The organism is Meiothermus cerbereus, from assembly GCF_051297115.1.
Taxonomy (GTDB): Bacteria; Deinococcota; Deinococci; order Deinococcales; family Thermaceae; genus Meiothermus; species Meiothermus cerbereus_A.
This window is the reverse complement of record NZ_JBEVAL010000020.1, coordinates 19,011-45,010: the sequence shown is the minus strand read 5'-3', so window position 1 is coordinate 45,010 and position 26,000 is coordinate 19,011. Positions and strand designations below refer to the sequence as shown.

Below are 26,000 nucleotides of genomic sequence, written 5' to 3'. Positions count from 1 at the left end.
TCCCTCCGTGTCCCTGTCCATGTTTTTCAACTTTTGTCGTGTACTTAGGTTTTTGGCTCAAAAATACGTAAAAGCCAGAGCAAATAGCCCTGGCTTTCCGCTTTGCCTGGTGGGCTGTGCAGGAATCGAACCTGCAACCCACTGATTAAGAGTCAGTTGCTCTGCCAATTGAGCTAACAGCCCAAGCAACACATAAATATAGTGGCGTAATCGCTTTTTGTCAATATCTCGCTGTGTTTTGTGTTTCTTCTTGTTACCCCCCTTGACGAAATGGGCTTAACTGGCTACTATTTCTCTTGCCCTGAGCCGGGATGGCGGAATTGGTAGACGCACATGATTCAGGGTCATGCGCCCGCAAGGGTGTGCAGGTTCAAGTCCTGTTCCCGGCACCACCAGCCCCCTCTTGCAAGAGGGGGTTTCTTAATATTGAGTTTGGCTGAACAGTCATTATTCAGGCGGCTGTTCACCAGGTAGCAGACCAGGCTTCACGGAGGTGTGCCTCAATGAGGGTTGAGTATCCCTGTGAAGTCGGCACTGGTGGCTTATGGCCCCCAGGCTAAACCCAGCGCACAAGGCAATCCGTCTCACTTTACCCTCTCATCAAATAGTGCTAAACTTTTATTTGCTAAGTTCTCCCGAGATTCCAGGGGGTGGGTTTTCAACCCACCCTTCTTTCTTGGGGAGGAGGTGAATGCGTGGAGCCAGATAAATCCTTGCAGATGGGGCCCAAAACCGGCTCAGACAGCGCTTCTCAGTGGAGTCAGGTTGTCACAGGTGTGCTGTCGCCCCTGGGCTATGAGGTGCTCGAGGCCAGCCTCAAAAGCGGTAAGAACCCCATTCTGCTCGTGCGCATTGAGCGCAAGGACGAGGTGCCCATCTCGGTGGCCGACCTCGAGCGGGCCAACCGCGCACTCAGCGCGCATCTCGACACCCTCGAGGCGCTTTTACCAGAGCATTACCTGCTTCAGGTCGAGTCGCCGGGCGCCGAACGCCCGCTCTTCACCGCCCGCCATTTCGAACGCTTTGTGGGCCTGAAGGTAAAGGTTCGCAGCCCCCAGGGCAACTTTACCGGACGGGTAGGGGCAGTCAAGGGAGATATGGTGGAGTTCTGGCTCGAGAAGGACGAGGTACGCACCCTTCAGCTCGGCACCTTCAAAGCGAACCTGGCCGAGTGGCCCGACAGACCCAGGTAGGTCAGGCCCAACAAGCTCCAGGCAAGTATCCGCATCAAGCAAAGGAGGAACATCTGTGAACAAAGATTTTGTAGACGCCCTTTCCCAGGTAGCCCACGAGCGTGGGGTTACAGCAGAAGAGTTAATTTCCAATTTTGAAGAGGCCTTGCGGCTAGCCTATTTACGGCAAAGAGGCTTCAAGCAAAAAGACGTCGAAGAAGAAGGCAAGGGCCCCATCGTAGAGGTGCAGCTAGACCCCCAGGAGGGCCACCTCGAGGTACTGGAAATACGGCGGGTGGTCGAGAAGGTCGAAGACTCCGATAAAGAGATTGACCTCGAGACCGCCAGAAAGTACGACCCCGAAGTCGAAGTGGGCGAGGAGATGGAGTTCCCCGTTGACCCTGAGGAATTCAGCCGCATTGCGGTGCAGATCGCCAAGCAGGTGCTCACCCAGCGCCTCAAAGAAGCCGAACGCACCCGCGTACATAACGAGTACAAGGACAAAGAAGGCGAGGTCGTAACCGGCAGCGTGGCCCGGGTGGACAACCGGGGCAACGTTTACGTGGAGCTGGGCCGCGGTGAGGCCCTGATGCCCCCCAAAGAGCAAATCCCCACCGAGCGCTATCACCCCGGTCAGCGCATTAAGGTCTACCTGAAACAGGTGCAGCGCTCCACCAAAGGACCCAGCCTGGTGGTTTCCCGGGCCCACGAAGAGCTGTTGCGCTACCTGCTGCGCCAGGAAGTCCCCGAGATTGCCGAGGGCATCGTGGAGGTCAAGGCGTTGGCCCGCGAACCCGGAAGCCGCTCCAAGGTGGCTGTGGTAAGCCACAACCCTAACGTTGACCCCATCGGAGCCTGTATCGGGCACAAGGGCCAGCGCATTCAGGCGGTCTCGGCTGAGCTTGGCCGCGAGCGGATCGACATTATTCAATGGAGCCCTAATCCAAAAGAGTTCATCCGCAACGCACTCTCGCCGGCCACTGTGGGCGAAATAGCCATAGAAACCAGCGAGGATGGCAAGAACCGCGCCAGGGTAGTGGTCGCAAAAGATCAGCACTCGCTGGCTATCGGTAAGGCAGGCCAGAATGTGCGCCTGGCATCCAAGCTAACCGGCTACGAGATCGACTTCGAGGAAGCCGAAGAGATTACCGACCTCGACGCAGCCATTCTGAAAGCAGCCGAGAAGGACGAGTCCCTGAAAGTCTCGCAGGATGCCAAGAGCCGCTTCGAGAGCCTGTTCAAAGACGGCGAATAGTGGCGGTGACCCACCACGGAGGCTGGATGCCCAAGGCTAAACACATTCCCATCCGCCAGTGCATCGCCTGTCGGGAACGCAGGCCCAAGCAGGAATTGTTGCGGATTGTGATTACCGAGGGAGGCCCCGTGCTCGATCTCACCGGGCGCAAACCTGGGCGTGGCGCTTATGTATGCCCCGACCGCCCCGGGTGCTGGGCCGAGAAAAAACTTCGCCGCTTCGCCGGAGCGAAAGCAACAGAGCTCTCCTTAGCATTACAAATGGTTCTAGGAAACGTCTTTAGTCAGACCCTAAAGGTCGAGAAACCATCGTCGCAAGACACATGACTTTGGACGCACAGAACTGGAGGTCAGCATGGCAAAAATCAGAATCTATCAGCTCGCTAAAGAGCTCGGCATGACCAACGACGAGCTGCTCAAAATCCTCGACGAGATGGGGGTAAGCTATAAGTCCCATGCCAGCACCCTCGAGGAAGACACCGCCCTAGCGGTCAAGGAGCTCATCGGTGAGCAAAAGGTCGCCGAGGCAGCACGCAAAGCCGAAGAGGCCCGCAAGTCTATCCCCCACCGTCCGCCGGTGGTGGTGATTATGGGGCACGTAGACCACGGCAAGACCAGCTTGCTGGATTACCTTCGCAAAAGCCGCATTGCCGAGAAGGAAGCCGGAGGTATTACCCAGCACGTAGGGGCCTTTGAAGTAAAGACCAAAGGCGGCACGGTGGTGTTTATCGATACCCCCGGCCACGAGGCCTTCACCACCATTCGGCAGCGGGGGGCCCGGGTCGCCGATATTGCCGTTATCGTGGTCGCAGCCACCGAGGGGGTGATGCCCCAGACCAAAGAGGCCATCGCCCACGCCAAAGCCTCCGGGGCCAAGATTGTCTTTGCCGCCAACAAGATGGACCTGCCCGGCGCAGACATCAACAAGGTCTACCAGGATTTGATGCAGCTGGGCATGGTGCCGGTGGCTTTTGGTGGAGACGTGGAAGTGCTGCCCATCTCAGCCAAGACCGGCCAGGGCATCTCCGACCTGCTCGAGACCATCCTGCTGCTGGCCGAACTCGAAGACCTGCGGGCCGACCCCAAAGCCGAGGCCCAGGGTGTAATACTGGAAGCTCGAGTTGACAAACAAGCGGGTGTCCTGGTGAGCCTGCTGGTACAGCAAGGTACCCTCAAAATCGGTGACTATGTGGTCGCGGGCGAGCACTGGGGCAAGATAAAGGCCATGTCTGATGCCGAAGGCACCCGTCGCACCGAGGCTGGCCCTGGGAGTGCTGTGCAGGTACTGGGCTTTTCGGACCTGCCCTCGGCCGGGGATACCTTTACCTGGGTCCCAGACCAGGTAGCGGCCAAGGAAATTACCGAAGAACGCATCGAGGAGCGCAAAGCCTCTGAGGCCAAAGCTGAGTTCACCCGCGCCCGTAGCCTGGCCGATCTGATGCGACAGGTGCACGAGGACGAACAAAAGGAAATTAACCTGATCCTGCGCGCCGATACCCAGGGTTCCCTGGAAGCCATTCAAAACATTCTGGCTAAAGAGGCCACCGAAGAAGTCAAGATTAACGTGCTGCTGGCCGCGGTAGGCGCACCTACGGAGTCGGATGTGCTGCTGGCCTCGACTGCGGGCGGGGCCATCCTCTCCTTTAGTGTCAATCCCAGCGGCTCAGTCAAAAAGGCAGCGGAACAAAAGGGCGTGCCCCTGCAAAGCTTCCGCATCATCTACGAGCTGATTGACGAGATCCGAAAAATGGTGAAGGGGCAGCGCGAGCCGGTCTACAAAGAAGAAATCCTGGGAACTGCCGAAGTGCGGGCCATCTTCAAGCTGACCCGTGGGGTCATTGCAGGCTGCATGGTCACCTCGGGCAAAATTACACGCAACGCCGACATCAGGGTTTTGCGCAAGGGTAAGGAAGTCTGGAAAGGCAAAATCGAAAGCCTCAAGCGGGTCAAAGACGATGTGCGTGAGGTGGCTCAGGGCTTTGAGTGTGGAATTCTGCTGGATGGCTTTACCGATTTCCAGGAGGGGGACGTGCTCGAGGCCAGCCAGCAAGTTGAGGTAGCCACAGACTAACCAAGCGCCTCAAGCGGTTACAGGAAACCTTCTTGTGCATGGGCAGTCAAGTGCGCTGGGCTTTACCGCAGCGGTGCGCCTCGAGCTGGTCAAACCTTGCATTGCGGTATAAAGTGATTTGGCTTTAAGTTATGAAACGCTGGCAACGCTGGATCACCTTTGCAATCCTGGCCCTATTAGCCTTGGGGCCGGGGCTCTTCTGGTCGCCCAGCAAAGCCAAAGCCGGTAGCGGGTTCAGCCAGGGCTGGATGGCCATTCCCCTACCCCAGCAACTGCTCGAGGCCAAAGCCAAATTCAATCCCCTAAGTCTGGGCTTGATTGTGGTGGCGCTGGGGCTGGCCATGCGCAGCCCTTCTGCTCCCGTTTTCCCGTCGGCCCCTGCGCAGCTCATGCTGCCCCCAAGGCGGCGGCTTTATCTGGCCTATTCCCGCCTGCAAACCGACGGTGGCTAAAGCCCCCCATGCTGCCCGGTGCCAAGAGGCCAAAAAATAAACGCTGCTCAAGAATTTTGGCCTGGCCCCAGATGAGCACAATCTGGATAAAGTATGGCCCAAAACCCTCGTTCCGACTTGATTTAGAGCAGTTCGCGTCCGCCCCGCTCTGGCGGAGAAATACAGCGAGCTGCGCCAGGAGCCCATATGACCAACCGTTTGTGGAAAGCTGTTTTTCTGATAGGGCTGCTTGTGGCAGCCATTGTGGGACTTTTCCGCCCCTGGGAAGCCCGCAACCCGCAAAACCCCTTGCTGCCCGCCGATGGCCTGATTCGGCTTGGCCTTGACCTGCAAGGAGGCCTGCGGGTAACCCTGAAGGTAGTAGCCCCGAACCCCGACCCTGCCATTGCCAAAACCGAGCTCGAGGTAGCCCGCACCGTTATCGAGAACCGGGTCAATGCGATTGGGGTGGCCGAGCCGCTGGTGCAGGTACAAGGCAACGACCGGATTATCGTTGAGCTGCCAGGCTTGAAGCAGGACCAGCAGGAGCGTGCCCTGGCATTGATTGGTCAGACCGCCAAACTCGAGTTTCGCATCGTCAATCAGGGCGCAACTGGTACCACCGTGGCGCAAATCAACGAGCAATTGCGCAACTCGGGCCTGAGCGGGGCCGCCCTGGCTGCCCGCCGGGCCGAGCTCGAGAAAAACCTTTACAAGCTCGAGGACCTCGGACCACCCCTGCTCACCGGCGCCGACCTCCGCACTGCCAATGCCTCTTTCGATCAGTTTGGCCGACCTCAGGTCGATATGGAGTTCACCCCCGAGGGGGCTAAAAAGTTCGAGGAGGTTACCCGGGCCAATGTGGGCCGCCAGCTGGCAGTAGTGCTGGACGACAAAGTCTATACTGCACCCAGCATCCGCCAGGCCATCGTCGGTGGGCGGGCCGTGATCGAGGGGCTTTCGGGCGTACAGGAAGCCTCCGACATCGCCCTGGTGCTGCGCTCAGGCTCCCTCCCGGTGAAGCTGGAAGTGGCGGAAACCCGCGCCATTGGCCCTACCCTGGGTCAGGATGCCATCAATGCGGGCATCCAGGCGGGAATTATCGGCACGGTTCTGCTGTTTACCTTAATCTTCGCCTATTACGGCTTCTGGATGGGGTTGGTTGCTGCGCTTGGTCTGGTCTATACATCCATCCTCTTATTGGCCTCGATTTCCATGCTGGGCGCAACCTTAACCCTGCCAGGCATCGCCGGTCTGATTCTGACCCTGGGTGCTGCCGTAGACGGCAATGTGCTCTCCTTCGAGCGCATCAAGGAAGAGCTCAAAATGGGCAAGAAGTTCCGTCAGGCCATCCCGGGCGGCTTCTCCCACTCCATCATTACCATTCTCGACGTGAACATGTGCCATCTGCTGGCGGCAGCCGCCCTTTACCAGTACAGCACCGGGCCGGTGCGGGGTTTTGCCGTGATGCTGGCCCTGGGGGTGGTAACCGCGGTCTTCTCCAACCTGGTCTTCAGCCGTTGGCTCCTGGAAACCATCGGCGACCGCCGCGAAGTTAAGCCCCCCTACTGGCTGTGGGGCACAAAAATTGATTTCCTGGGCATCTCCCGCTACGTCACGGCTGCATCGCTCACGCTGGCTGTCATCGCCGCGGGTATTGTATTTGTAAAGGGCTTCAACTTTGGCATCGACTTTACCGGCGGTACGGCTTTTACCATCCGCGTACCTGATACCGTCAGGGCCGACCAGATACGCAGCTTCCTGGATAATACTGGCATTGCCGAGCTACGCGGGGCCGAATCGGTCATCACCTCGCTTTCCAGTGTGAGCGGCAATGAGTTCTCGGTACGGGTGCGTCAGGTGAGTGAAGAACAGCGCATCGAGCTAGAGAAAAAGTTCCAGGAAAGCCTAGATGCCATTATCCTGCAATCCGAAACGGTGGGCCCGGCCATCGGGGCGGAGCTGCGCCGGAATACTGTTTTTGCGGTGCTGGTGGGGCTGGCGCTCATCCTGATTTATGTGGCTTTCCGCTTCGACTGGGTGTTCGGGGTAGCCAGCGTGATTGCAGTAGGCCACGACGTGGCGATTGTGGCCGGGATGTATAGCTTGTTGGGGCTGGAGTTTTCCATTCCGACGGTGGCGGTCTTGCTCACCATTGTGGGGTTCTCGATCAACGACTCAGTCATCATCTCTGACCGCATCCGAGAAAACCTCAAGCTAATGCGGGGCCGCAGTTACTACGATATCGTCAACACCTCCATCAACCAGACCCTCTCCCGCACCCTTATGACCTCGCTCTCGACCATGCTGCCCATCCTGGCCCTGCTCTTCCTGGGCGGGCCGGTACTGCGCGACTTCTCGCTGGCCATCTTCGTGGGCTTTATTGTGGGAACCTACTCTTCCATCTATGTGGTTTCGGCCCTGGTGGTCTGGTACAAAACCCTCGAGCAGCGCCGCAAGGCGGCCACAAAAGCCCGTTCGGCCTAGTTCAGCCGGGCCAGGCAGCCCCCACCTGCGGGTGGGGGTCTTTTGCTATTAACCCCAGCCGATACCGAGTTTGGGTGAACAGATTTTGGCTGCGTAGCTCTGTGAAGCCGGTATGCTGCTTTTGCAAAGTCAACTGTTCAGCGCCTGTGGGAGCAGGGACTATAGACAACGGGGCAATTTGTACCTCTGAAACTGTTCTAAGCTGACCGCATGTATCCATCGTTGAACGGGTATTTCCAGGTCGCCCAGAGCGTCTGGGCGACCTTACCACCCACGACCCGCTTTAGCCCCCAGGATGGGGTTACCCTCAATACCTATGCGGCGCACTTACGGGGCTGGGAAGAAACCATTATCAGCGGGTTCTACGACATCTTATTCAGCCACCCAGCCACCCGCTCGGTGTTTCGTGAGGGTGAGCGGCCCATGCGGGAGCAGGTGCTGAGGGTATGGTACCGGCGCACGATTGCTGGGCCGTTTGACCTCGAGTACTTCGCCTGGCAGGTTCTGGTCGGATGGGTGCATCAGTACCGGGGCATCTCCAAAAGCCAGGTCATGGTGATGTGGGGCTGGCTCATCGAGCAAATCTGGCAACTTTCCCACCTCAGCCTGCCCCTCGACGAGGCTGACCAGCTCTTTAGGGCCTGGATGCGCCTGGCCAGCTCCGTTCAAGCCATGACTGCTGACGAGCGGCTCGAGGCCTACCTGCATAAACTGGAGCAGTCCGGGGTCAGTCCACGCTTTCTCCAGTCGGCGGCAGTGAGCTGGCTCGAGCAACGTTCCAGCCAGACCTAGAGCGGTCTTCAGAGAAAAGGGCACAAAGCCGATTGTAACAAGTGCTGTTCGAGGCTTATTTTTTGCCGCTTGGGCACCCGTAGACGCATCACAGTCAAAGACAAGCAGGCGTGCCCCTCAACGCCCTTTGCTTGGGCTTCACTCCCACTCAATGGTAGCCGGGGGCTTGCTGGTAATGTCGTAGACCACCCGCCCAATCTCCGGTACCTGGCGGGTAATTTTGCGCGCCACTTCGTCCAAAAAGTCCAGCGGAAGACGGGCCCAGTCGGCGGTCATAAAGTCTACCGTGGATACCGCCCGCAAACCCAGCACATAGCCATAGCTGCGCTCATCGCCCACCACCCCCACACTTTGCATAGAGGTCAGGATGGCCGCTGCTTGCGAAACCTGGTCGTAGAGGTCCCAGTCGCGCAGGCTGGAGATAAAGATATCGTCTGCCCGACGCAGAATATCCAGTTTCTCCTGGGTAACTTCGCCCAGTATGCGGATGGCCAGCCCCGGCCCCGGAAAGGGGTGTCGCATTCGGATGGGCTCAGGCAGGCCCAGCAGTAGGGCCAGTTCGCGCACCTCGTCTTTGAACAGGTAGCGGAAGGGCTCGAGCAGCTCAAACTGCAAATCCTCGGGTAGGCCCCCCACATTGTGGTGGCTTTTGATGTTGGCGCTGCCCTCGCCGCTGCCCGCCGACTCGATCACGTCGGGGTATAGGGTTCCCTGGGCCAGCCATCGGTAGCCCTGGGCCGAAAGCTGCCGGGCCTCGCGCTCGAAAACCCGGATAAATTCGCGGCCCACTATTTTGCGCTTCTGCTCCGGGTCAGATACCCCTTGCAGAGCAGCCATAAACTGCTCTTTTGCATCTACCACCCGCAGGGCCTTTCCCAGGGGGCGCAGGGCCTGTTCGACCTCGGTTCGCTCACCCAGCCGCAGCAAGCCATGATCCACAAAAACCGCTGTGAGCCGGTCTCCAATGGCTTTTGCCAGCAAGAGGGCCAGCGTCGAGGAGTCTACCCCGCCCGATACGGCCAGCATCACTTTGTCGTCGCCCACCCTGGCGCGAATGTCGGCCACCAGGTTTTCCAGGGTGTGCTGGGCCGTCCAGTCGCGGGCAACCCCGGCCAGCTCGAGGAAATTCTCCAGCACCTGCATGCCCTTAGGGCTGTGCACCACCTCGGGGTGAAACTGTACCCCAAAGGTACGCCCATCGGGCGCAGCAATGGCCGCAACCGGGTTCTCCTCGGTTCTGGCAATTACACGCCAGCCAGGAGGTAGCTCGGTAACTGCGTCGGAGTGGGACATCCACATCTGCAGCTCGCCCTCGAGGCCAGCAAAGAGCGGGCCGGTATGAAAAACCAGGTTGGCCTTACCGTACTCGCGGCGCCCAGCCCGCTCGACCCTGCCCCCGTAGTGCTGGGCCAGGTACTGCATCCCGTAGCAGATGCCCAGAACCGGCCAGCCCTGCTCCAGCACCCCTGGCGCAGGCCGCGGACTGCTCGGGTCGAACACCGAGGCTGGCCCCCCTGAGAGAATCAGGGCTTGCGGATTTTCCGCTTTGATACGTTCCAAGCTGGCAGTTCCCGGCAAAATAACCGAATATGCCCGTAGCTCCCGGACACGGCGGGCAATCAAGCGGGTGTACTGCGAACCATAGTCGAGGATAACCACACTCATGCAAGAAGCATAAGGCCGAAGTCTATTAGTTCCAAGCCGAGAGCGGGGTCTCCGAGATCTGCACAGGCATCAGCTTTTTGCGTGACTATTTGTGCTGTCAGCGCCAACCTGCTCGAACAAGGTGTTTCTTGGGATCAGCGGAGGCTGATGGTGACGCCGCCAGGATTGGGCACTTCAATCAACGATTCCACCGGCGCGCGCCCCTGCACCCGAACCCGAATGCGATAAACACCGGGTTTGTCGAAGTCGACCCGCCCAGGCAACTGGGCCACCTCGGTGTTGAGCGGCATTTTGGAACCTTCGGGGATTTCCAGGATAACCAGGCTGGCGCTTGGCCCTGGCGGTTGCAGGCGGAACTCGACCGGATAGACCGTAGCCTGCGCCGAAGAAGCGTTTCTGGAGCGTATCCACAAACCAGCCCCGGCCAGCAGCAACAAAAGGGGAATCAACCATAACCAAAACAGGGCTGCACGACGGCTTTGCGAAGGGGGTTCTAAAACCTCAAAGGGAGGCTCGAGGCGCTCTTCGATACGGATGCGGCGTGGGGGTGTGGCGGTCGGTGTCGGCAAGGAAGGCTCGTTTACCTGAACGTTGAGGCTTTTGCTAACGGCAGGCTTTTCGGGGACTGCTTCAGGCTGAGCCTGCTTTGCTTCCTCCGAGTATGGCGAGTAGAAACCATCGAGCGAAGACGAGGCATCTGGACTGGGAGTAAACTGGCCGCTAATCCCTCCACCGCTCGCGCCTTCGGCCTCGAGGCGCTCATTTCGGACGCGCTTGGGCTCGTCTGCCGCTGGGAACGTATCCTGCACCTCGCGCCCCGAAGCAAGCGTCTCGAGTTGCTCATTTCGGACGCGCTTGGGCTCGTCTGCCGCTGGGAACGTATCCTGCACCTCGCGCCCCGAAGCAAGCGTCTCGAGTTGCTCCAGCAGGTCTGCGTAGTCGAGCTGGCCCGCCACATAGTCTTCCAGTGCTGCCCTCCAGGACAAGGTTGGATACACATCTCCAGCAAGCACCTTCACGGTGTTGAGCAAACCTCCAAAATCCCACTTATGCGCAGGGTTGGGCACCCCCACCCCACCCAGCCAGACCCGGCTACCCCTGGCCCAGATCAGCTCTGGGATTATGCACCCAATAGGAGTATTGCTTTCTTGTGCCCGATTAAGCACGGACAGTAGTTGCTTGCACCACTGCGTTAGTCGGAGCACATCAACCCGGCCAGCCAGCCAGGCAGTCTTGACAGCACCTACAGGAATCTCGGCAATCCAGGCGTCTTCTACCTGGTCTATCCAGGAAAGGGTATAGGGCATGGATAGTTTTGGAGGATGTTCTGGCAAAGGCTTAAAGGCCAGCACATCGATACCAGTACGCACGTCCTGACCCTCATACGCCTCAATTGCAGCTACCCCCGGCAGCGCAATGCGCTCCCGCAACAAGTAGTGCCCCAGGCTTTCCATAACCCGCAGTATATCGCGCTTAGGGCCATCAAAGGCATGGGGTATCTGAGGAACGCCGTTTGAATACCTGACTTCAAGGTTGGTCCAGTCTGATGCCTCCTCAACTTGCGCGGTAGCTTGATGCCAGTGTGCCACCTGGGTTTTGAATCGAACACATCAGTACACAAAAAACAGACTTCATTCAAACAACCTTGCGTTGACACTATATTTTTATGAATCCTATAATCACAACTAGGAAAGTCGACCTTTACCCCAAAGTGGGTTCTGCGTTGAAAGGAGCTAGGATGGAGTACAAGGTGACCCTCTCCACCGAAGAAATTGTGCGCGGTCTCAAGCACTATCGCCGTATTGCCAAGCAGGATGTTCTTCGGGCCCCGGAGACACCGAACCCCGATATCTTTCGCCTGCATGCTGAAGCCCGGCGCGAAATTTATGCCAAGCTGGCCGAGGTAGCCGAAGCCGAAGGCCCCGATGCGGTCGTGAGCCAGGCCCTGGAGCTGTACCAGCAGTTGCCCTTTGTAACCGGCACCGCCGAAGATGCACACCCCGAAATTAAAGGCCAGGAAAACGCCCTCGAGAACTTCTTTCTGATGATTGGCCTCGATCCCAAAATTCGCCGGGAGGCCCGCAAGGCACGCAAACCCTTGCAATAAGGGGCACCAGCCTGGGGGGTGCTGGGGCGCGCTCCCCAGTTTTGGGGCCCCACAACTGTTTTGTTTTTACCAGCTATGAACCTCGAACTTCTTGCTGCTCAAGCCAAAGCCTGTGTGGCCTGTGGCCTTGCCAAAAACCGTACCCATGTGGTCTTTGGAGAGGGCAATCCCGATGCCCAGCTAATGATTGTGGGCGAAGGCCCTGGCGAAGACGAAGATTTGCAGGGTAGGCCGTTTGTGGGGCGCAGCGGGCAACTGCTCGACAAAATCCTGGGGGCTGTGGGGATCGCTCGAGAGAGCGTCTACATCGCCAACATCGTAAAGTGCCGCCCACCAGGAAACCGTGCACCCGAGCCGCTCGAGGCCAAGACCTGCACCTCGCTCTGGCTGATAAAGCAAATCCAGCTGGTCAAGCCCCAAATCATTATTCCACTGGGTGCGACGGCGCTCGAGTTCTTCGCTGGCGAGAAGCTTCCCATCACCAGGGCTCGAGGCAAGTTCTTTGAGTGGCAGGGCATCAAAATTTTCCCCATGTTCCACCCGGCTTACCTGCTGCGCAATCCCTCACGCGAAGCGGGTAGCCCCAAATACCTCACCTGGCAAGACATCCAGCTGGTCAAAAAAAGCCTCGACGAGCTGGGCCCCAAAAGGGGTGTCGAAATCAAAGCCGCCAGCCAGGAATCGCTTTTTTGAATGGTCAAAAGCCCCCTAGAAGCCTGTTTGACATACCTCTCAAATGCCTATCTCCCGTGTTGGCCTGCTGCATCTCCTGGTGGTTTATCTGGTTTGGAGCAGCACCTATCTGGCTTTCAAAATTGGTCTCCTCAATGGCTTTGAGCCGTTTTGGATGGGAGCCACGCGTTTTATTCCCGCGGCTTTGCTTTTGCTTTTGTATGCCCGCTGGCGGGGCTGGCAGGTACAGCCCCGCCGTGCCATAGTGGGGAAACTGGCGCTATCGGGCACCGTGCTATGGCTGGGCGGTACCGGCCTCATTCTGGTGGCAACCCAGTATGTGCCTTCGGGTTACGTGGCTTTAATGATTGCCACTACACCCATCTGGGCTGCCACCGTTGAAGGCTTTTTGGATCGAAAGCAGCCCTCTGGGCTTCTGGTGCTGGGCCTGCTGATTGGTTTGTTGGGTATCCTGGCTCTAAACGTACCCAAGCTGAGCACAGCCGCCCCCACCAACCTGCTGGCTTTCGCGCTATTGCTCATCTCTCAAGTAATGTGGGCCAGTGGCACTGTCTACACCCAGCGCAGTATTGCCAGCGTGGAGCCGGTGGTCATCTCGGGTTATCAACAACTTTTTGGCGGTCTGGGCTTCTTACTCATCTCCGTGGTTCTTGGCGAGCAGTGGCACACCCCCACGCTTCTGGGCTGGGCCAGCAACCTTTACCTGATTGTCTTTGGTTCACTAATTGCCTATACCTCATACATACTGGCGGTGCGGCTGCTGCCCCTGAGCCTCGTCACGACCTATGCCTATGTAAATCCGGTAATTGCCCTGCTGCTGGGCTGGGTGTTCTTGCGGGAGCCCCTGGGGGTTTGGACCTGGATCGGGGCCGCCCTGGTGCTTGTGGGGGTGGGCCTGGTCTTCCGCAGCCGCATGAAGCCCGCCGTCCAGCCTGTGCTCTAACCCGACTGCGCCGTAAGGTATTGGTCAATTAAGCGCAGTCAGCCGGCGCCGTGGGGAGCCTTTCTCCAAACATCAGTGCTTGAAGTGGCGCGAACCAGTAAAAATCATCGCAATGCCAAGCTCGTTGCAAGCAGCAATTACCTCTTCATCCCGTTTGGCACCACCTGGCTGCACGATGGCGGTAACACCTGCTGCGGCCGCCGCCCGTACCACATCGTCGAAAGGAAAAAAGGCCTCGGAGGAGAGTACCGCCCCACGGGCCCGCTGGCCCGCATTCTGGATGGCGCGCTCGGCAGCCCATATGCGGCTTACTGCACCTGTACCTAGCCCCACCGTCACGCCATCTTTAGCCAGCACCACGCTGTTCGAGCGGGTATGCTTGCCCACATACCAGGCAAACTTGAGGTCGAGCAGTTCCTGAGGTGTGGGAATGCGCTCGGTCACATAGTGCAGGCTGAGCTCTTCCCAACGTCGGAAATCTCTGTCCTGGGCAAGAAAACCACCCACCAGGGGGCGAAACTCTCTTTTGTCGGCGTCTTCCAAGGCCGCAACCAGCACCCGCAAGTCCGGTTTTTTGCTGCGGAACCAGTCCAGCGCCTCGAGGCTTACCTCAGGCGCGATGAGCACCTCGAGGAAAGTTCCTCGGGTAGCCATCGCGGTCGGTAAATCCACCGGACGGTTAAAAGCCACCACCCCGCCAAACACCGAGAGGGTATCGGCGTCACGGGCACGTTCCCAGGCAGTTTTGGGGTTATCGGCCAGGGCTACCCCGCAGGGGTTGGCGTGCTTGACGGCCACACAAGCCGGCAGCTCAAACTCCTTGACCAGGCTCCAGGCCGCGTCGGCGTCGGCGTAGTTGTTGAAACCCATGGGCTTACCCGAAAGCACCTTTGCGTGCAGCACTGGGCCGGTCTGGCCCTCGAGGGCGTACAAAGCCGCTTCCTGGTGTGGGTTCTCGCCATAGCGCAGCTCCACCCCCGGCAGGCGCTCCAGGGTCAGGAGCTTGGTCTGGGGAAACTTCTCATAAGCTAGAAAGTTGGCAATGGCCGCATCGTAGGCGGCGGTGTGGGCAAAGGCCTTATAGGCCAACCTGCGACGAAACTCGCTGCTGATGCCGGTTCGCAAGGCCTGCAGCACCTGCGCATAGTCGGCGGGGTCGCAAACCGGCAGCACAGCCTCGTGGTTTTTGGCGGCGGCGCGCAGCATGGCTGGCCCCCCAATGTCGATGTTTTCCAGGCACTCTTCAAAAGCGGCCCCGCGTGCAAGCGTCTCGCGAAAGGGATACAGGTTGACACACAGCAGGTCGATGCGGGTCAGGTTGTGGGCTTTTAGCTCTGCCTCGTGCTGGGGGCTTTTGGTAGCCAGCAAGCCTGCGTGAATACGGGGATGCAGGGTTTTTACCCGGCCATCCAAAATTTCGGGGAAGCCCGTCACCTCGGACACGTAGGTAACGCTTAGGCCCGCCGCCTGCAGGGTTTTGTAGGTTCCTCCGGTAGACACCAGCTCAAATCCCAGCTCTACCAGACCTTTGGCGAACTCCACCAGGCCCGACTTATTCGACACCGATAAAAGTGCACGCATAGCTCAAAAATCATACCCTCCAATCAGCGCTTATAAACCTGTTGTGGCGGCCACATTGCCTAGCTATTTGGTTTGGTCAGCCGCAGGAAGCTACACTATAGATATGAGCACGGGTATTTATGAAGCAATCAAGAAGGAGATTGTCGAAGCCATGAAGCGGGGCGATACCGCCACCCGCGACTTCGCCCGGGTAGTCAAAGCCGAACTCGACCGCAAGGGCGATGGCAGACCCCTGCCAGATGCCGATGCAACCAGAATTCTTAAGGCCCTGCGGGTCACGGCGGAAGAAAACCAAAACGCCTTCGAGCTTGCTTTTCTGGACAGATACCTGCCGAAAGAGCTGAGCGAAGCCGAAATTGAAGCCTGGGTTCGCGCCAACGTGGACTTCTCCCAACTCAAATCGCCCATGGCCGCTATCGGTATTGTGACCAGGGCGCTGGGGCCATCTGCGCCGGGGGAACGGGTGAAGCAGGTGATTGAGAAAATCGTCAAAGGCTAATCCAGCCAGGCCCGGTCCCCCTTCAGGCCGGATTTCTCCAATTGTACACAGCTCGTAAGAAATATCCTTGATTCGTTCTTTTTGCTGGGGCTCCCGCCTGAAGCACCGCCAAGTGCTGCTCCTCAATCCAGTCGGTTTTGACCTGCACTAAACAGAAAGCTTCAGGTGGGGTACAACTCAGAGGCCATCTCTCGCGCCACTTATCCTGCTCCTGCGCGAGCCACACCAGTCCTGGGATCACCCTGCTTTTGGCTTACCGAAATGGGCATTCTGAGCTACAATATAGGTGCGGGAAGAGGGCGCAGCCGCTGGTGGGAGTCCACCAGAGGAAAGTCCGGGCAGCACAGGGCATGATGCCAGCTAACGGCTGGGCGGGGTAACCCGACGGAATAGTGCAACAGAAAGCAGACGGCCTCTTACCCTGGCCCTAGCGGGTACAGGCAAAGGGGTCAAGGTGAAACGGTGCGGTAAGAGCGCACCAGTGCCCCTGGAAACAGGGGCAGCTAGGCAAACCCCATCTGCTGCAAGTCCCACGTCTCGCCAAGGCGAGGCGACACGCCAGGGAGAACTGACCCGGTTCGTTATTACCTGCGGCAGGGACGCTCGAGGTGAGCGGCGACGCTCATCCCAGAGAGATGGCTGCGGAAACAGAACCCGGCTTACGCCTCTTCCCTAACCTGGCTACTCTCACCAACCCCCACTGCCCTGCGCGTGGGGGTTGGCGTGTTTTGACAGGCCGTGCTGGGTATGCAGTCTTTTGAATGAGGTTCTGGAGCATTAGCTGCAAAGCTTGGGGGTAGAATTCCGGGCGTGAATCGCCGCCTGCTCGGCAGAGAACTGTTGCGCCAGGGGGAGCAGCGTGGCCCCGGCGGTCGCAGGCTATGCCGCTATGCACCCTGCCACAACGAGGTGCCACCGGGACGCCGCAGCTGGTGCAGCGAGGCGTGTGTGCACCAGTATCGGCTGCAAGCCCACTGGAGCTATGCCCGGCAACATCTGCGCAAGCGGGAGAAGGGGGTTTGCCAGGTTTGCGGTACCGACACCCGCCCCCTTAAAAGCAGCCTGATGAAACTGTGGAAGGCCGCAGTGCAGATTGGGCGAACCCAGCGATTGGCGCAAGACCTCTACCAGCACGCTGAATACAGCAGGCTGGCCCTGCAGTATGCCCAGCTCGCCCAGGAGCTTTCCCAGCGCGGCTTTCACGGCTTTGCAGCAGAGCTACCCAGGCGCTGGCGACCGCGCAAAGCCTGGAAAAAGCCCACAGACTTGTGGGAGGCCGATCACATCCGGCCGGTGGTAGCGGGCGGCACCCACGCGCCGGAAAACCTGCGCACTTTATGCCAGCCCTGCCACAAACAAATGACTCGAGACCTCGTCCACAAGCGCAAAAAGTCTAACCCCGCCGCAGGCTGTCACGCGCCACGCTATTTGCCCATTTTACGTCACGCTAAATGTCACCTGTTGAAATATGAGAATCACGCTAAATGTCACCGGTTTGGGTCACTCTTCAATGAAAAGAGCATGTATTTATCATGAGAAGCATAAGCGCTTTATTAGAGAGTTTTTGTTGAATTTGCCTCTGTCTTTTCTTCGCTGGACGCCTCCAGCACAAACCTCAACGGCAACGCCTCCCATCCCACCCACTCGGGCCAGGCGATTTTGTTGATGGCTTCAACGCTTTTGACTTTGCCTACTTTTTGCAACAAAGCCTCGGCCTCTTCCTGCAACGCATCCAGCGCGTCGTAGTAGGCCTCCAACTGTTGCCGTTCGGCAGGGGTGGCTCTGCCCAGCTGTAGTTTTGTGCTCAAATCGGGGAAATTTGCTGGGCGACGGGATTCCTGGGCGGCGGCCAGGGCGTTTTTTACACGGATAGTGGCCTCTTCCTTGGCTAGCTCGAGCCAGGAGGCCTCGAGTTCAGCGCGGAGAGTCTTGAGGTTGTCAGGTTTTAGCCCAACAACTAGCAGGGTTTCATCTTCTTGTTTGAGCAGGATGCCCAGATCGCTGTGTGGTAATAGTTTGGATAAAAGTGCGTTCATAGCTCCTACCTAATCTCTAGCTCGACCATAGCTCCGTGCCCTCTAAATAGCGTGCCTGCGGAGCCAGATATATTGTCTGCCCCTATATACACAAGCTCAGAGCTGGGCCCCGTGAGGATGCTTTGGTTGATATCCGCATCTACCTGAGCTTGTCCTGCTACCCACAACCCTGCAGGAATCGCCGCGACCCGGATTCGAAAATGGCCTGTAGCGTAGGCCCGTACCCGTCGAATAAAGAGACTTCGGCCGCTTGGCACAGTAACAAAGGTGCGACCGACCACCACAAAGTCATTACCGCCAACCGAGATATCCTGCCCTGCAAACGCGCTCACCGTAAACCGGTTGGTGTGGTTGTAGCGGCCCTGGATATCTTGTGCAACTATCTGGTTTGCTGATAGCGTTTCGTCGACCTCCCAGTGCCCGGTGGCAAAGTTATAGCTAAATTCTCTTGAATAGTCCGGCACCCCAGACGGACTAGGTACAAAAATAAATCGGCTGCTATCTGTTGCCGTAGGCCAAATAATATTCATCTGGTTGGGCTGGCCGGGCAGCATAAATGTTTGCAAAATCTGGGTATTGATATTCAGCGAGCCGCTCATGGTATCCCCCGCTCTATTAAGCGGGGTATACCCCAGATGCCCCACCACCGCCCCAGGGGCCAGTTTGGCAGACGTCACCTGGCTGTTGCCGATGTGTTGGGTCAGGATGCTGGCGTCCCGCACGTCCTGGGCCAGCCGCCCGCTGCTATTCAGGGTAGCCAGGCCATTAGCTGTGCCCAGGATGCCACTTGATAGCTTTGCAAGGTTCACGGCACCGTCAGCGATTTTGGCAGCGGTCACCTGGCTGTTGCCGATGTGTTGGGTCAGGATGCTGGCGTCCCGCACGTCCTGGGCCAGCCGCCCGCCGGAGTCCAGCGTGGCAAGGCCATTGCCAATGCCCCGCATATCGCGCAGGGTGTGCACCCAGCGTCCCCCACCGCTCGCAGTCAAGACCCACAGGCCATCGGCGGGGAGGCTAGAGGGGTTGTACAGCCGGTAGCGGCCATATCCCTCCACATCACACACGTCGCCGTTCACAAAGCCGGTGGCAGCGGACAAAGCGGCCAACGAGGCCACCGTCCGTACCCGCTTCACCCCCTGGGTTTCGGCTTCGCTGAGCCGCACGTGGAGGTTCTCAGTGCGGTTCAATACGGCTTGCACCGCGTTTTCTAGTGGTTCAATGGCGATGGGCTCGTTGTTCCCTGAGATGGGAAAGTTGGGGATGTTGGGCGGAAAAGCGTTTTGAGGGTTGAGGGTTTTAGGCATGATTCCTCCTACGGATAAAGCACAACAGGCGGTGCACCCCAGACCTGCCCTGGTGGGTTCCAGGTAAGGCCTGCCGGGTTCCAGTTGAGCGGGCCTGTGGGCACGTAGCGCACGCTGGATATGCGGGTGTGGGCCGGTTTGATCTGATTGATTATCGCCAGGATGCGGTTTCTCTCCTCCGGCGAGCCGTCGTAGCTGCGGGTGCTGGGGTAGAGGTATACGTCGAACTCACTCCAGCGCACGCTGTCATAGTTGCGCACCGGCACGATGGCGCTGGTGTAGCCCAGTTGGGCGAGGGCCAGGCCCATCCCGTACTCGGTGCCTGCCCACTGCCAGAAACCCCAGGCATCGATAATGCGTTGCCGGAAGGCCTCAAGCCCCTCGGCAGGATAGCGCACGAGATTTCGCTCGGCTCCAAGTAGGTTTAGGCCATCCTCCGGTGCCAGCTCGGCATATCTGGCACGCAAGGCGGTAGCCACATACTCGAGGTGCTCATCGGCAAGCGCTCCATAGGCCTCGATTTCCGGCCCGACCGGGGCATCTTGAAACCAGGGCGGAGCCCGATCCCGTAACCAATCCTCCAGCAGGCGAATCTCGTATAGCGGAATCACGGCTACACCTCAATCCAGGTCAGGTTTGCGTTGAATTGCGCGGCCTGCACGCTGCTCAGGGTGACATCGGTTGCAGGAGCCGACAACGCCACATCAATCACATTGGGCACGAACAGCGCTTCGATGATGGCCGATCTGTAGATTATCCCGCCAATCGGCACACCCGCTTGCAGAGCCGCCAGGGCTGCTGCGGCCTGCCCCTGCGCCTGGCTCAGGAATCCCGTGCGTACCCGGATGGTGGCGGTAATAGTGACGTTGACGGCCGTGGCTGCATATACCTGCACATCCGCCGTGAGCGGCTTTTTCTGCTGGATGATGTTGTTGGCCGCCGCTACCGCCCCGCTGCCCAGGCCCCCCTCACCCCACACGACCACATCGACTGTTCCCTGGCCGCGCGGATTCTGATCCAAAACGCGCACCTTAGTGATGCTGGGGTCAGCCGAGAGCGCCCAGGAGCAGTAAGCGGCGGCGGTGCCGCCATAGCCCAGCTCTGCCCAGCGCAGGCGGCAGCGCTCGCGTAGCTGCGCGTCGGTTTCCTGATCAATCGCAGCCTCGATTACCTGGTCGTTAACGATGGTTACGCCGGGCAGCGGGGTAAACAGGGTTGTGCCGCTACCCAGCGCGAGCCGATAGGCCGTGCCGGGGCTCTCGGCCCTGAACTCCAGCGACAGCGTGCCGCCCGGATTGAGCACACCGCCGGCCACATTGTTAAATCGCAGATTACCCACCCCGGCCCAAAGTTGGTTGGGCTGGATGGTATAGGGGCCAAACCCGCTGCTGCAGGTCAGGGTAAAGCGCTGCCGCTCAAAGGTGGCCTCTTTGCGCAGGAGGCCATAAACGTTGTAGGCATACAGATCCAGGAATGGGCCGGTGGCGCTTTCCAGGTATCCGCCCTGGGTAATGGCCAGGCGCACCGCCTCCAGCTCGGCGATGGCCTCGGCGTACAGCTCGATCAGTGTGCGCTGCTCGGAGCCGGCTATCCAGTCGTTGGGGGCGTAGCCCTTGCTCTGCAAAATACTGATGAGCCGGGCCAGCACCTGGCTTTGCGATCGGGGCTGGAGTAATTGCTCAAGTAGCACGCAGCACCTCCACCGATACGCCGCTGACGGCCAAAACCAGCGCAAACGGGCCCTGGGCCGTCAGGCCGCGAATGCTGACGCGAACTCGATTCAAATCCATCTGCTCGGCCTCCACTTCCACCTCGGCCACCCGCGGGTCCTGCTCCACCGCGGCCTGCACGAAGGTTTCCAGCTCGTACTGGGTCTGGGCATTCCAGGGCGCCTGCACCATCTCGCGCAGGTCAAAGCCGTAGGCCGGGTCGTAAAAGAGCCCCCCGCGTGGGGTCTGTAGCCGCCGCACTAAAGCCCCCAGCAGGTTTTCCAGGCCGCTCTTGCGGCGGCGCTCGATCAGGCTGTAGTCGGTTCCGAGGTCCACCATAGTTATCCCGAAAATGTTTTGCCGGAGCCGCTGATGATCTCTCCGGTGAGGGTAGCCGAGCCTGCGGCCACGCCGGTGATGCGAATCTGGTCGCCCACCCGGGCCACCGCGGGGCCCCCGCCGGCGAGATTGACCACATCTCCATTTACATTGACCTCCGGCGCCACCAGGTTCACCTTTACGGTGGCGTGAATTATCAGCTCCCGCAGGCTGCCCGCGTCGAACAACAACGCCACCGGGCGGGCCGGATCGCCATTTTCGAAGCCCAGCAGCACCCGCGTGCCCACCTGCACCCGCACCTCCACCCCGGGCAGCATGGTGCGCAGGGGCACCCGCGTGAGCAGGGGCAGATCGGGCTTGTCCGGCTGCAGATCGAGCCGCATATCGCCGTGGTCGCGCAGAATCTGGCAGGGGTAGAGGGCCAGGGTGTCCAGGCGGCCATCCCAGATTAGCTGCTGCAGGCGGCGCTTCAGTCGCTCACCGGGCACAAAACACCTCCGTGCGATACTGGCCGATGTGGTGCACCACGCGCTCGACGTTGCCGAACACCACGTCGGCCCCAGCCGCCCGGCCCTCGAGGCGCACGCCGGGCTGCAGGCCGGGCTCCAGGGGGAACCAGAAATGCCCTCGGGCAAAGTCGAACTCGATAGAGGCTAGCCGCTTTGGATAGGAGGGCCATGCCTCGCGCCCCACCCAGACCCGGCCATCCGGCTGCACCCGCCAGCTGCGCTCCGGCAGCAACAGCAGCACCCGGCGCAACTCCTGCCAGGCGGGATACCCCAGGCGCGTGTAGCGCAGAAAAACCTCGGGGCCGTCGATCTCCCCTGCGGCCTCGCCTACCTCGGTCAGCAGGTCGCGGATGATGAGGTAGGCCGGCACCCCTTCGTAATACTTTGGGCGCAGCGCCCGATCCAGCCGGCCCGCCCCGCCCACCAGGGATAGGCTCCAGAAGCCCCCTTGCCGGCCCGCAGCCACGCAGGTAGCCGCCAGGCGCTCGCCAGATTCAAACTCCATCTGCAGCAGCTCACCCAGCGGCACCGGCTCGGTGGCCCGCAGCGCGGCGACCCACCGGCCCGTGCGGGGCAGGCTGATCTGCCCATCCGAGATTTTGCTGGAGTTGATCGAGAGCAGCGCCATTATCTACCTACCATCCGATTCGCCGTCACGGAGCCATCCGGAAGCCCTCGCGCCACGGACCATAGCCCCACCGTGCTGGGCCTGTTTTCGCCCGCCTTCTGCGCGCTGGGCTTGCCTCCGCCAGCGCCGCCGCTGCCGCTGCCGGCCAGGCTGCCCGGCGCGGGGCCGTCGAGCTTTTCCACTGTGCCACTCCGGCGCTCCTTGGACTGCCACTCCCTCAGCTTGAAGCGCAGCACAAACCCGCTTTCCCGGCTGAAGTCCGGGCTCTCCAGATCAAATAGGTAGACATAGCGCACCCCGTGAAGCTGCAGGTTGGGGTGGGCGGCCTGCAAAATTACCGGCTTCTTATCGCGCCGGTTGCGGTACAGGTTGAGCACCGCCAGGAGTCGCTCAAACTCGGCCTTGGAATCGGCCACCGCCTCCACCTCCACCTCAGCGTCGCGGTAGCGCAGAAAGGTGCGCTCGGCCCCGTTTTCGCCCGCGATGGGAGCGGAATCCTCCTCCAGGCCGCCCCCCCGCACATTCACGGTGACGTTGGGGATGGCCACCCGGCCCTGCGGGCCCAGCAGGGTCAGGGTCTCCCACACCTCCGGCGCTTCCCAGGGACTGGGGATTTTAGCCATCCACGCCCTCCTCCAGCGCCAGCTCCTCCAGCGCCAGCAGCACCGCCTCTTTGATGGCCGGCTGCAACTCCTGCACCACCTGGCGCGGCTGGCCGCTGCCGATCTGAATCTGCTCGATGTTGATGCTGACCGTGATTGAGCGCTCGGCCCTGGGGCGGGCCTGAGCCGGTGGGGGTGTGAGGCCCGGTTGTGGCAGCTCCACCCGGGGTTGGAGCGACTGCTCCATTCCGGCGACCGCATCCGCCACCTGCGGCATCCCGGCCTCGATGCCCTGGGCCAGGCCCAGCGAGAGCATCAGGCCGTAGCCCGCAAAGACCCGCGAGGGGCTTCTGATCTGAAATAGGCTGCGGAACCAGTTCTTGATGGCCTCGCCGCCCTGGGCGATGCGCTCGGCCACCCCCGAGAGCCCGGCGGAGAGGCCCTGGGCCAGGCCGCCCATGATGTTGCGGCCCCACTCCACAGCCTGCTGGCCCAACAGGGCAAGCGGGGCTGTGATCACCTGCACCACCCCCTGCATGATCTGCTCCACCCCCGCCCGGGCCCGCTCGAAATTACCCGTAAACAGGCCCACCAGCACCTCGAGCAGCCCCCGCACCAGGTTCACTAGGCCGGTGAGGGCGCTGACGATGCTGGCCCCAATGCGGGCGAAGACGTTGATGGTGAGGGTCATAATGAACCCCAGCACGAAGCCAAAGGCATAGCCCAGCGCATCCAGCGCCCCATAGGCCCGCCCTAGAGCGGCTGCGATCACCTCGCCCACCGGGCCGAACTGCAGGGCCAGCCCGGCGATGGCCTGGCGAAAACCATTCCACGCCGCCACTAAGGGCACCAGGGCCAGCCGCACCTGATCGCGGAACTGCTGCACGTGCTGCCAGGCCCAGACAAACGCCGCGCCCAGCGCCAGCAGCCCGGCCAGCAAAGCCCCCACCGGATTGGCCAGCATCGCCGCTGTGAGGGCCCGGAAGGCCCCGGCCAGCCCCAGCACCGCCGCACGGGCCGCCGGAATGGGGCCGCCCAGGGCCCGCAGGCGCAGGATGGCCCGATCCAGCGCCCCGGCCAGGTCAAACGCCCTCAAAGCCAGGGCGCTCATGCCCTCCCGCAGCAGCAGCAGGCCCATCCGAGCCTGGCCCGCCACCATACCTACCCCGGCCAGGGCGGCGATGCCCCCACCAGCGGCCAGCACCACCCCACCCAGCCCCGCCGTGAGGCCCCCCAGCGCGCTGCTTAGCCCCGGCATGGCGTTGATGGCGCTCATCACCTGATCCAGGAAGCCCCGCACGGCCCCCACCACCCGCTGCACGGGGGGCAGGAAAACCTGACCCAGGGTGATGGCGATGGCCTGGAGGTCGTTGCGCAAAAGCTGGAGCTGGTTGGCGGTGGTGGCCGAGCGGCTGGCGAACTCCTGCCCTACGCTGCCCGCGTAGGCCTGGCTGTCCCCCACCAGCTTATAACCCTGCTCCACCAGCGGCAGCGCCTTGGCCAGCCGGGCGATATCGTCGGCGTATTCCTGGCCGAAGATCAGGCTCAAGACCTTGAGCGGGTCTTTGGAGTTGTTGACGGTGCGCAGGAAGTCCAGGATGGCCCCCTGGGCGTTCTTGCGGATGGCCGCCTCCATGCCCTCGGCGCTGTAGCCGATGGCCTCGAGGCCCGTCTTGAGCTGCTTGCTCCCGGTGGTGGCGTTGGCCAGCTTGTTGATGAGGGCCTGCAAGCCGGTGGCCACCACCTCGGGCTGGGTGCCGGTGGCCAGCATCGCCGCCCCCAGCGCGGCCATCTGCTGGGCGGTGAGGCCCACCAGCTGCCCGGTGCCGCCGATGCGCCGCAGCACCTCCAGAATCTGCGGGGCGGTGGCGGCCATGTTGTTGGAGAGGTGGTTGACCGCGTCGGAGAGCTGCACCACCTGCGGCTGGGTCATGCCGAAAATGTTTCTCAGCTTGGCCAGGGTGTCCCCGGCCTCCTGGGCGGAGATATCGAAGGCCACCGCCACCTTGGCGGCATCCTCGGTAAAGCCGGCCAGCTCCTCCAGGGCAATTCCCGCCTGGCCGGCAGCAGCCGCAATCTGGGTCAGCTCGGCGGCGGAGCGGGGAATCTGGCGCGACAGGGCGATGAGCTGCTTCTGCAGCACCTCGGGGCCCAGCGCAGGGGTGAACTCCACCACCTTTTTCACATCGGCGAAGGCCGACTCGAACTCGATAGCGGCCCGGGTCGCCAGGCCGATCGGGGCGGCGACGGCCAGCGCAGCGGCGGCCAGCGAGGCCCCCATCTGGATGCGGTCGATGGCCGAGCTGGTCTGGACGGCGGCCCGCTCGAGGCCCCCCAGCGTGCGCACGATGTTGTTGGCCGGGCCGGAGATGCGATCGGCCAGGTCCACCAACACCTGCAGGCGCATGAGCTGGTTCAACTAACCCTCCGGTTTATCGGATTTCGAGCTTTCTTCCAGGGTGCGGAGGCGCTCGAGGGCGGCCTCGAGGTTGGCTTGCAGATAGGCCACGTTGAGTTCGGCCTGGGCCAGCTTCTGGGCCAAAATCTGCAGCGCGCGCTCCATATTGGGCTCGGGCATCAGGGCCTCCAGTTCTGCGGGATGCGGGCCAGGGTGGTGATGGTGTCCCACTGGGCCAGCGGGGTCAGGCGCAGGGCGCTCCTGCGCACAAACCACTTTCCGCGGTCGGCGCTGGTATTCTCGGCCACGCAGGGCTGGCCTTCGATCTCGCCAACGTAGATGCCAATGTGCCCCTCGTTGTCTGGCGCAGTTCGAGGGCTGGTGGGGGGTTCGTCGAAGTGGCGGCTACTGAAGAGCAAGTCGCCCGGCTGTAGCAGGCGCAGCAGGCTGGTACGCTGGCTGGGGTTGGCCGGGTCGTAATCGGCAGTGGAAATGGCCCAGCCCATCCGCTGCACACCCAACTCCACATCGTGCGCCCAGCGCGATTTATCGGGGTCAACCTTGGTATCATCTAATATCCGGCTGTAGATTTTCCAACGGTTGGTATCAAGAGCCCGTGCCACCGCCTCAAAGGTAAAGGCCACGCACCACTTGCTGATGGTGGGAAATCCGGGCAACTCACGGCGAACAGCCTGGATAGCGATTTTGGCAATCTTGCTCAAGGTGCCCTCCAAAAGAAAAAGCCAGCCCCGAAGGGCTGGCTAGGTTGAGTGTAGTTTA

At 60.6% G+C, this 26,000-nt stretch carries 26 protein-coding genes, 2 tRNA genes and 1 other RNA gene; 14 read left to right on the top strand and 15 right to left on the bottom strand.

The window, feature by feature from the left end; all coding sequences use genetic code 11:
• Window positions 1–107: 107 nt before the first annotated feature.
• A tRNA-Lys gene (locus ABWU19_RS06185) sits at window positions 108–183 on the bottom strand.
• 122 nt (window positions 184–305) lie between these two features.
• Between ABWU19_RS06185 and ABWU19_RS06180 the strand changes: the two genes are divergently transcribed.
• From ABWU19_RS06180 to ABWU19_RS06145, 8 genes are all read left to right on the top strand, one after another.
• A tRNA-Leu gene (locus ABWU19_RS06180) sits at window positions 306–392 on the top strand.
• Between the two features lie 258 nt (window positions 393–650).
• The gene (rimP, locus tag ABWU19_RS06175; protein WP_435900848.1) at window positions 651–1,193 is read left to right on the top strand and encodes a ribosome maturation factor RimP; all 543 of its coding nucleotides are present in this window, start codon (window positions 651–653) and stop codon (window positions 1,191–1,193) included.
• Between the two features lie 55 nt (window positions 1,194–1,248).
• A complete protein-coding gene (gene nusA, locus ABWU19_RS06170; protein WP_435900847.1) occupies window positions 1,249–2,427 on the top strand; it encodes a transcription termination factor NusA in 1,179 nt (392 codons plus the stop codon).
• Between the two features lie 26 nt (window positions 2,428–2,453).
• Window positions 2,454–2,753: a YlxR family protein gene (locus tag ABWU19_RS06165; RefSeq protein ID WP_435900846.1), complete on the top strand. Its 300-nt coding sequence runs from the start codon at window positions 2,454–2,456 to the stop codon at window positions 2,751–2,753.
• Between the two features lie 28 nt (window positions 2,754–2,781).
• Window positions 2,782–4,497 (top strand): translation initiation factor IF-2, encoded by a 1,716-nt coding sequence (infB, locus tag ABWU19_RS06160; protein ID WP_435900845.1) that lies wholly within the window; start codon window positions 2,782–2,784, stop codon window positions 4,495–4,497.
• A gap of 131 nt (window positions 4,498–4,628) precedes the next feature.
• Window positions 4,629–4,949 carry a hypothetical protein gene (locus ABWU19_RS06155; RefSeq protein WP_435900844.1) on the top strand — a complete coding sequence of 107 codons (321 nt, stop codon included), beginning with the start codon at window positions 4,629–4,631 and terminating at the stop codon, window positions 4,947–4,949.
• 186 nt (window positions 4,950–5,135) lie between these two features.
• The gene (gene secD / locus ABWU19_RS06150; RefSeq protein WP_435900843.1) at window positions 5,136–7,415 is read left to right on the top strand and encodes a protein translocase subunit SecD; all 2,280 of its coding nucleotides are present in this window, start codon (window positions 5,136–5,138) and stop codon (window positions 7,413–7,415) included.
• Between the two features lie 210 nt (window positions 7,416–7,625).
• Window positions 7,626–8,207, top strand: coding sequence for a protoglobin domain-containing protein (locus ABWU19_RS06145; RefSeq protein WP_435900842.1), 582 nt, complete (start codon window positions 7,626–7,628; stop codon window positions 8,205–8,207).
• Window positions 8,208–8,345: 138 nt separating this feature from the next.
• Here ABWU19_RS06145 and guaA read toward each other — a convergent pair whose 3' ends face one another.
• Together guaA and ABWU19_RS06135 are read right to left on the bottom strand one after the other, a co-directional pair.
• Window positions 8,346–9,872: a glutamine-hydrolyzing GMP synthase gene (guaA, locus tag ABWU19_RS06140; protein ID WP_435900841.1), complete on the bottom strand. Its 1,527-nt coding sequence runs from the start codon at window positions 9,870–9,872 to the stop codon at window positions 8,346–8,348.
• Window positions 9,873–10,006: 134 nt separating this feature from the next.
• A complete protein-coding gene (locus ABWU19_RS06135) occupies window positions 10,007–11,326 on the bottom strand; it encodes a hypothetical protein (protein ID WP_435900840.1) in 1,320 nt (439 codons plus the stop codon).
• A gap of 284 nt (window positions 11,327–11,610) precedes the next feature.
• Between ABWU19_RS06135 and ABWU19_RS06130 the strand changes: the two genes are divergently transcribed.
• The 3 genes from ABWU19_RS06130 to ABWU19_RS06120 all read left to right on the top strand — a co-directional run bounded on the left by ABWU19_RS06130 (window position 11,611) and on the right by ABWU19_RS06120 (window position 13,615).
• On the top strand, window positions 11,611–11,979 hold the full coding sequence (locus ABWU19_RS06130) for a hypothetical protein (protein ID WP_027877444.1): 369 nt from the start codon (window positions 11,611–11,613) through the stop codon (window positions 11,977–11,979).
• Window positions 11,980–12,054: 75 nt separating this feature from the next.
• The gene (locus tag ABWU19_RS06125; protein ID WP_435900839.1) at window positions 12,055–12,672 is read left to right on the top strand and encodes a uracil-DNA glycosylase; all 618 of its coding nucleotides are present in this window, start codon (window positions 12,055–12,057) and stop codon (window positions 12,670–12,672) included.
• 43 nt (window positions 12,673–12,715) lie between these two features.
• Window positions 12,716–13,615: an EamA family transporter gene (locus tag ABWU19_RS06120; protein ID WP_435900838.1), complete on the top strand. Its 900-nt coding sequence runs from the start codon at window positions 12,716–12,718 to the stop codon at window positions 13,613–13,615.
• Window positions 13,616–13,687: 72 nt separating this feature from the next.
• Here the strand turns inward: ABWU19_RS06120 and purH are convergent, their stop codons facing one another.
• The gene (purH, locus tag ABWU19_RS06115; protein ID WP_435900837.1) at window positions 13,688–15,196 is read right to left on the bottom strand and encodes a bifunctional phosphoribosylaminoimidazolecarboxamide formyltransferase/IMP cyclohydrolase; all 1,509 of its coding nucleotides are present in this window, start codon (window positions 15,194–15,196) and stop codon (window positions 13,688–13,690) included.
• 103 nt (window positions 15,197–15,299) lie between these two features.
• Between purH and ABWU19_RS06110 the strand changes: the two genes are divergently transcribed.
• From ABWU19_RS06110 to ABWU19_RS06100, 3 genes are all read left to right on the top strand, one after another.
• Window positions 15,300–15,695 carry a GatB/YqeY domain-containing protein gene (locus tag ABWU19_RS06110; protein WP_435900836.1) on the top strand — a complete coding sequence of 132 codons (396 nt, stop codon included), beginning with the start codon at window positions 15,300–15,302 and terminating at the stop codon, window positions 15,693–15,695.
• Window positions 15,696–15,984: 289 nt separating this feature from the next.
• Window positions 15,985–16,373: RNase P RNA component class A (gene rnpB, locus ABWU19_RS06105), an RNA gene on the top strand.
• A gap of 132 nt (window positions 16,374–16,505) precedes the next feature.
• A complete protein-coding gene (locus ABWU19_RS06100; RefSeq protein ID WP_435900835.1) occupies window positions 16,506–17,231 on the top strand; it encodes an HNH endonuclease signature motif containing protein in 726 nt (241 codons plus the stop codon).
• Between the two features lie 17 nt (window positions 17,232–17,248).
• On the opposite strand, the gene ABWU19_RS06095 is transcribed toward ABWU19_RS06100, so the two are convergent.
• From ABWU19_RS06095 to ABWU19_RS06045, 11 genes are read right to left on the bottom strand one after another with little or no spacing between them, the layout of a single operon-like run.
• Complete coding sequence (locus ABWU19_RS06095; protein ID WP_435900834.1) at window positions 17,249–17,731, bottom strand: hypothetical protein; 483 nt, start codon at window positions 17,729–17,731, stop codon at window positions 17,249–17,251.
• Between the two features lie 5 nt (window positions 17,732–17,736).
• Window positions 17,737–19,035: a hypothetical protein gene (locus ABWU19_RS06090; RefSeq protein WP_435900833.1), complete on the bottom strand. Its 1,299-nt coding sequence runs from the start codon at window positions 19,033–19,035 to the stop codon at window positions 17,737–17,739.
• Window positions 19,036–19,043: 8 nt separating this feature from the next.
• A complete protein-coding gene (locus ABWU19_RS06085; RefSeq protein WP_435900832.1) occupies window positions 19,044–19,646 on the bottom strand; it encodes a phage tail protein in 603 nt (200 codons plus the stop codon).
• A gap of 2 nt (window positions 19,647–19,648) precedes the next feature.
• The gene (locus ABWU19_RS06080) at window positions 19,649–20,725 is read right to left on the bottom strand and encodes a baseplate J/gp47 family protein (protein WP_435900831.1); all 1,077 of its coding nucleotides are present in this window, start codon (window positions 20,723–20,725) and stop codon (window positions 19,649–19,651) included.
• The gene (locus tag ABWU19_RS06075) at window positions 20,715–21,083 is read right to left on the bottom strand and encodes a GPW/gp25 family protein (protein WP_027878159.1); all 369 of its coding nucleotides are present in this window, start codon (window positions 21,081–21,083) and stop codon (window positions 20,715–20,717) included. The genes ABWU19_RS06080 and ABWU19_RS06075 overlap by 11 nt, the downstream gene beginning before the upstream one ends.
• Window positions 21,084–21,085: 2 nt before the next feature.
• Complete coding sequence (locus ABWU19_RS06070) at window positions 21,086–21,571, bottom strand: hypothetical protein (protein ID WP_051529430.1); 486 nt, start codon at window positions 21,569–21,571, stop codon at window positions 21,086–21,088.
• Window positions 21,561–22,220, bottom strand: a complete 660-nt coding sequence (locus ABWU19_RS06065; protein ID WP_277189098.1) for a hypothetical protein — start codon at window positions 22,218–22,220, stop codon at window positions 21,561–21,563. Before ABWU19_RS06065 ends, ABWU19_RS06070 begins: the two co-directional genes overlap by 11 nt.
• Window positions 22,220–22,843: a hypothetical protein gene (locus tag ABWU19_RS06060; RefSeq protein WP_119340429.1), complete on the bottom strand. Its 624-nt coding sequence runs from the start codon at window positions 22,841–22,843 to the stop codon at window positions 22,220–22,222. The genes ABWU19_RS06065 and ABWU19_RS06060 overlap by 1 nt, the downstream gene beginning before the upstream one ends.
• Window positions 22,836–25,241, bottom strand: a complete 2,406-nt coding sequence (locus ABWU19_RS06055; RefSeq protein WP_147075206.1) for a phage tail tape measure protein — start codon at window positions 25,239–25,241, stop codon at window positions 22,836–22,838. Before ABWU19_RS06055 ends, ABWU19_RS06060 begins: the two co-directional genes overlap by 8 nt.
• Window positions 25,242–25,400, bottom strand: a complete 159-nt coding sequence (locus ABWU19_RS06050) for a hypothetical protein (protein ID WP_156941901.1) — start codon at window positions 25,398–25,400, stop codon at window positions 25,242–25,244.
• Window positions 25,400–25,942 (bottom strand): hypothetical protein, encoded by a 543-nt coding sequence (locus ABWU19_RS06045; RefSeq protein WP_435900830.1) that lies wholly within the window; start codon window positions 25,940–25,942, stop codon window positions 25,400–25,402. The genes ABWU19_RS06050 and ABWU19_RS06045 overlap by 1 nt, the downstream gene beginning before the upstream one ends.
• Window positions 25,943–26,000 lie beyond the last annotated feature (58 nt).

What these genes read in the sequence shown, in the direction of transcription:
- ABWU19_RS06145 (WP_435900842.1), top strand. Translation starts at nt 7,626, where the DNA reads ATGTATCCATCGTTGAACGGGTATTTCCAGGTCGCCCAGAGCGTCTGG.
- ABWU19_RS06060 (WP_119340429.1), bottom strand. Translation starts at nt 22,843, where the DNA reads ATGGCTAAAATCCCCAGTCCCTGGGAAGCGCCGGAGGTGTGGGAGACC.
- ABWU19_RS06095 (WP_435900834.1), bottom strand. Translation starts at nt 17,731, where the DNA reads ATGAACGCACTTTTATCCAAACTATTACCACACAGCGATCTGGGCATC.
- secD (WP_435900843.1), top strand. Translation starts at nt 5,136, where the DNA reads ATGACCAACCGTTTGTGGAAAGCTGTTTTTCTGATAGGGCTGCTTGTG.
- ABWU19_RS06165 (WP_435900846.1), top strand. Translation starts at nt 2,454, where the DNA reads ATGCCCAAGGCTAAACACATTCCCATCCGCCAGTGCATCGCCTGTCGG.
- ABWU19_RS06050 (WP_156941901.1), bottom strand. Translation starts at nt 25,400, where the DNA reads ATGCCCGAGCCCAATATGGAGCGCGCGCTGCAGATTTTGGCCCAGAAG.
- ABWU19_RS06065 (WP_277189098.1), bottom strand. Translation starts at nt 22,220, where the DNA reads ATGGCGCTGCTCTCGATCAACTCCAGCAAAATCTCGGATGGGCAGATC.
- ABWU19_RS06110 (WP_435900836.1), top strand. Translation starts at nt 15,300, where the DNA reads ATGAGCACGGGTATTTATGAAGCAATCAAGAAGGAGATTGTCGAAGCC.
- ABWU19_RS06125 (WP_435900839.1), top strand. Translation starts at nt 12,055, where the DNA reads ATGAACCTCGAACTTCTTGCTGCTCAAGCCAAAGCCTGTGTGGCCTGT.
- ABWU19_RS06130 (WP_027877444.1), top strand. Translation starts at nt 11,611, where the DNA reads ATGGAGTACAAGGTGACCCTCTCCACCGAAGAAATTGTGCGCGGTCTC.
- ABWU19_RS06155 (WP_435900844.1), top strand. Translation starts at nt 4,629, where the DNA reads ATGAAACGCTGGCAACGCTGGATCACCTTTGCAATCCTGGCCCTATTA.
- infB (WP_435900845.1), top strand. Translation starts at nt 2,782, where the DNA reads ATGGCAAAAATCAGAATCTATCAGCTCGCTAAAGAGCTCGGCATGACC.
- ABWU19_RS06090 (WP_435900833.1), bottom strand. Translation starts at nt 19,035, where the DNA reads ATGCCTAAAACCCTCAACCCTCAAAACGCTTTTCCGCCCAACATCCCC.
- guaA (WP_435900841.1), bottom strand. Translation starts at nt 9,872, where the DNA reads ATGAGTGTGGTTATCCTCGACTATGGTTCGCAGTACACCCGCTTGATT.
- ABWU19_RS06075 (WP_027878159.1), bottom strand. Translation starts at nt 21,083, where the DNA reads ATGGTGGACCTCGGAACCGACTACAGCCTGATCGAGCGCCGCCGCAAG.
- ABWU19_RS06120 (WP_435900838.1), top strand. Translation starts at nt 12,716, where the DNA reads ATGCCTATCTCCCGTGTTGGCCTGCTGCATCTCCTGGTGGTTTATCTG.
- purH (WP_435900837.1), bottom strand. Translation starts at nt 15,196, where the DNA reads ATGCGTGCACTTTTATCGGTGTCGAATAAGTCGGGCCTGGTGGAGTTC.
- ABWU19_RS06135 (WP_435900840.1), bottom strand. Translation starts at nt 11,326, where the DNA reads ATGGAAAGCCTGGGGCACTACTTGTTGCGGGAGCGCATTGCGCTGCCG.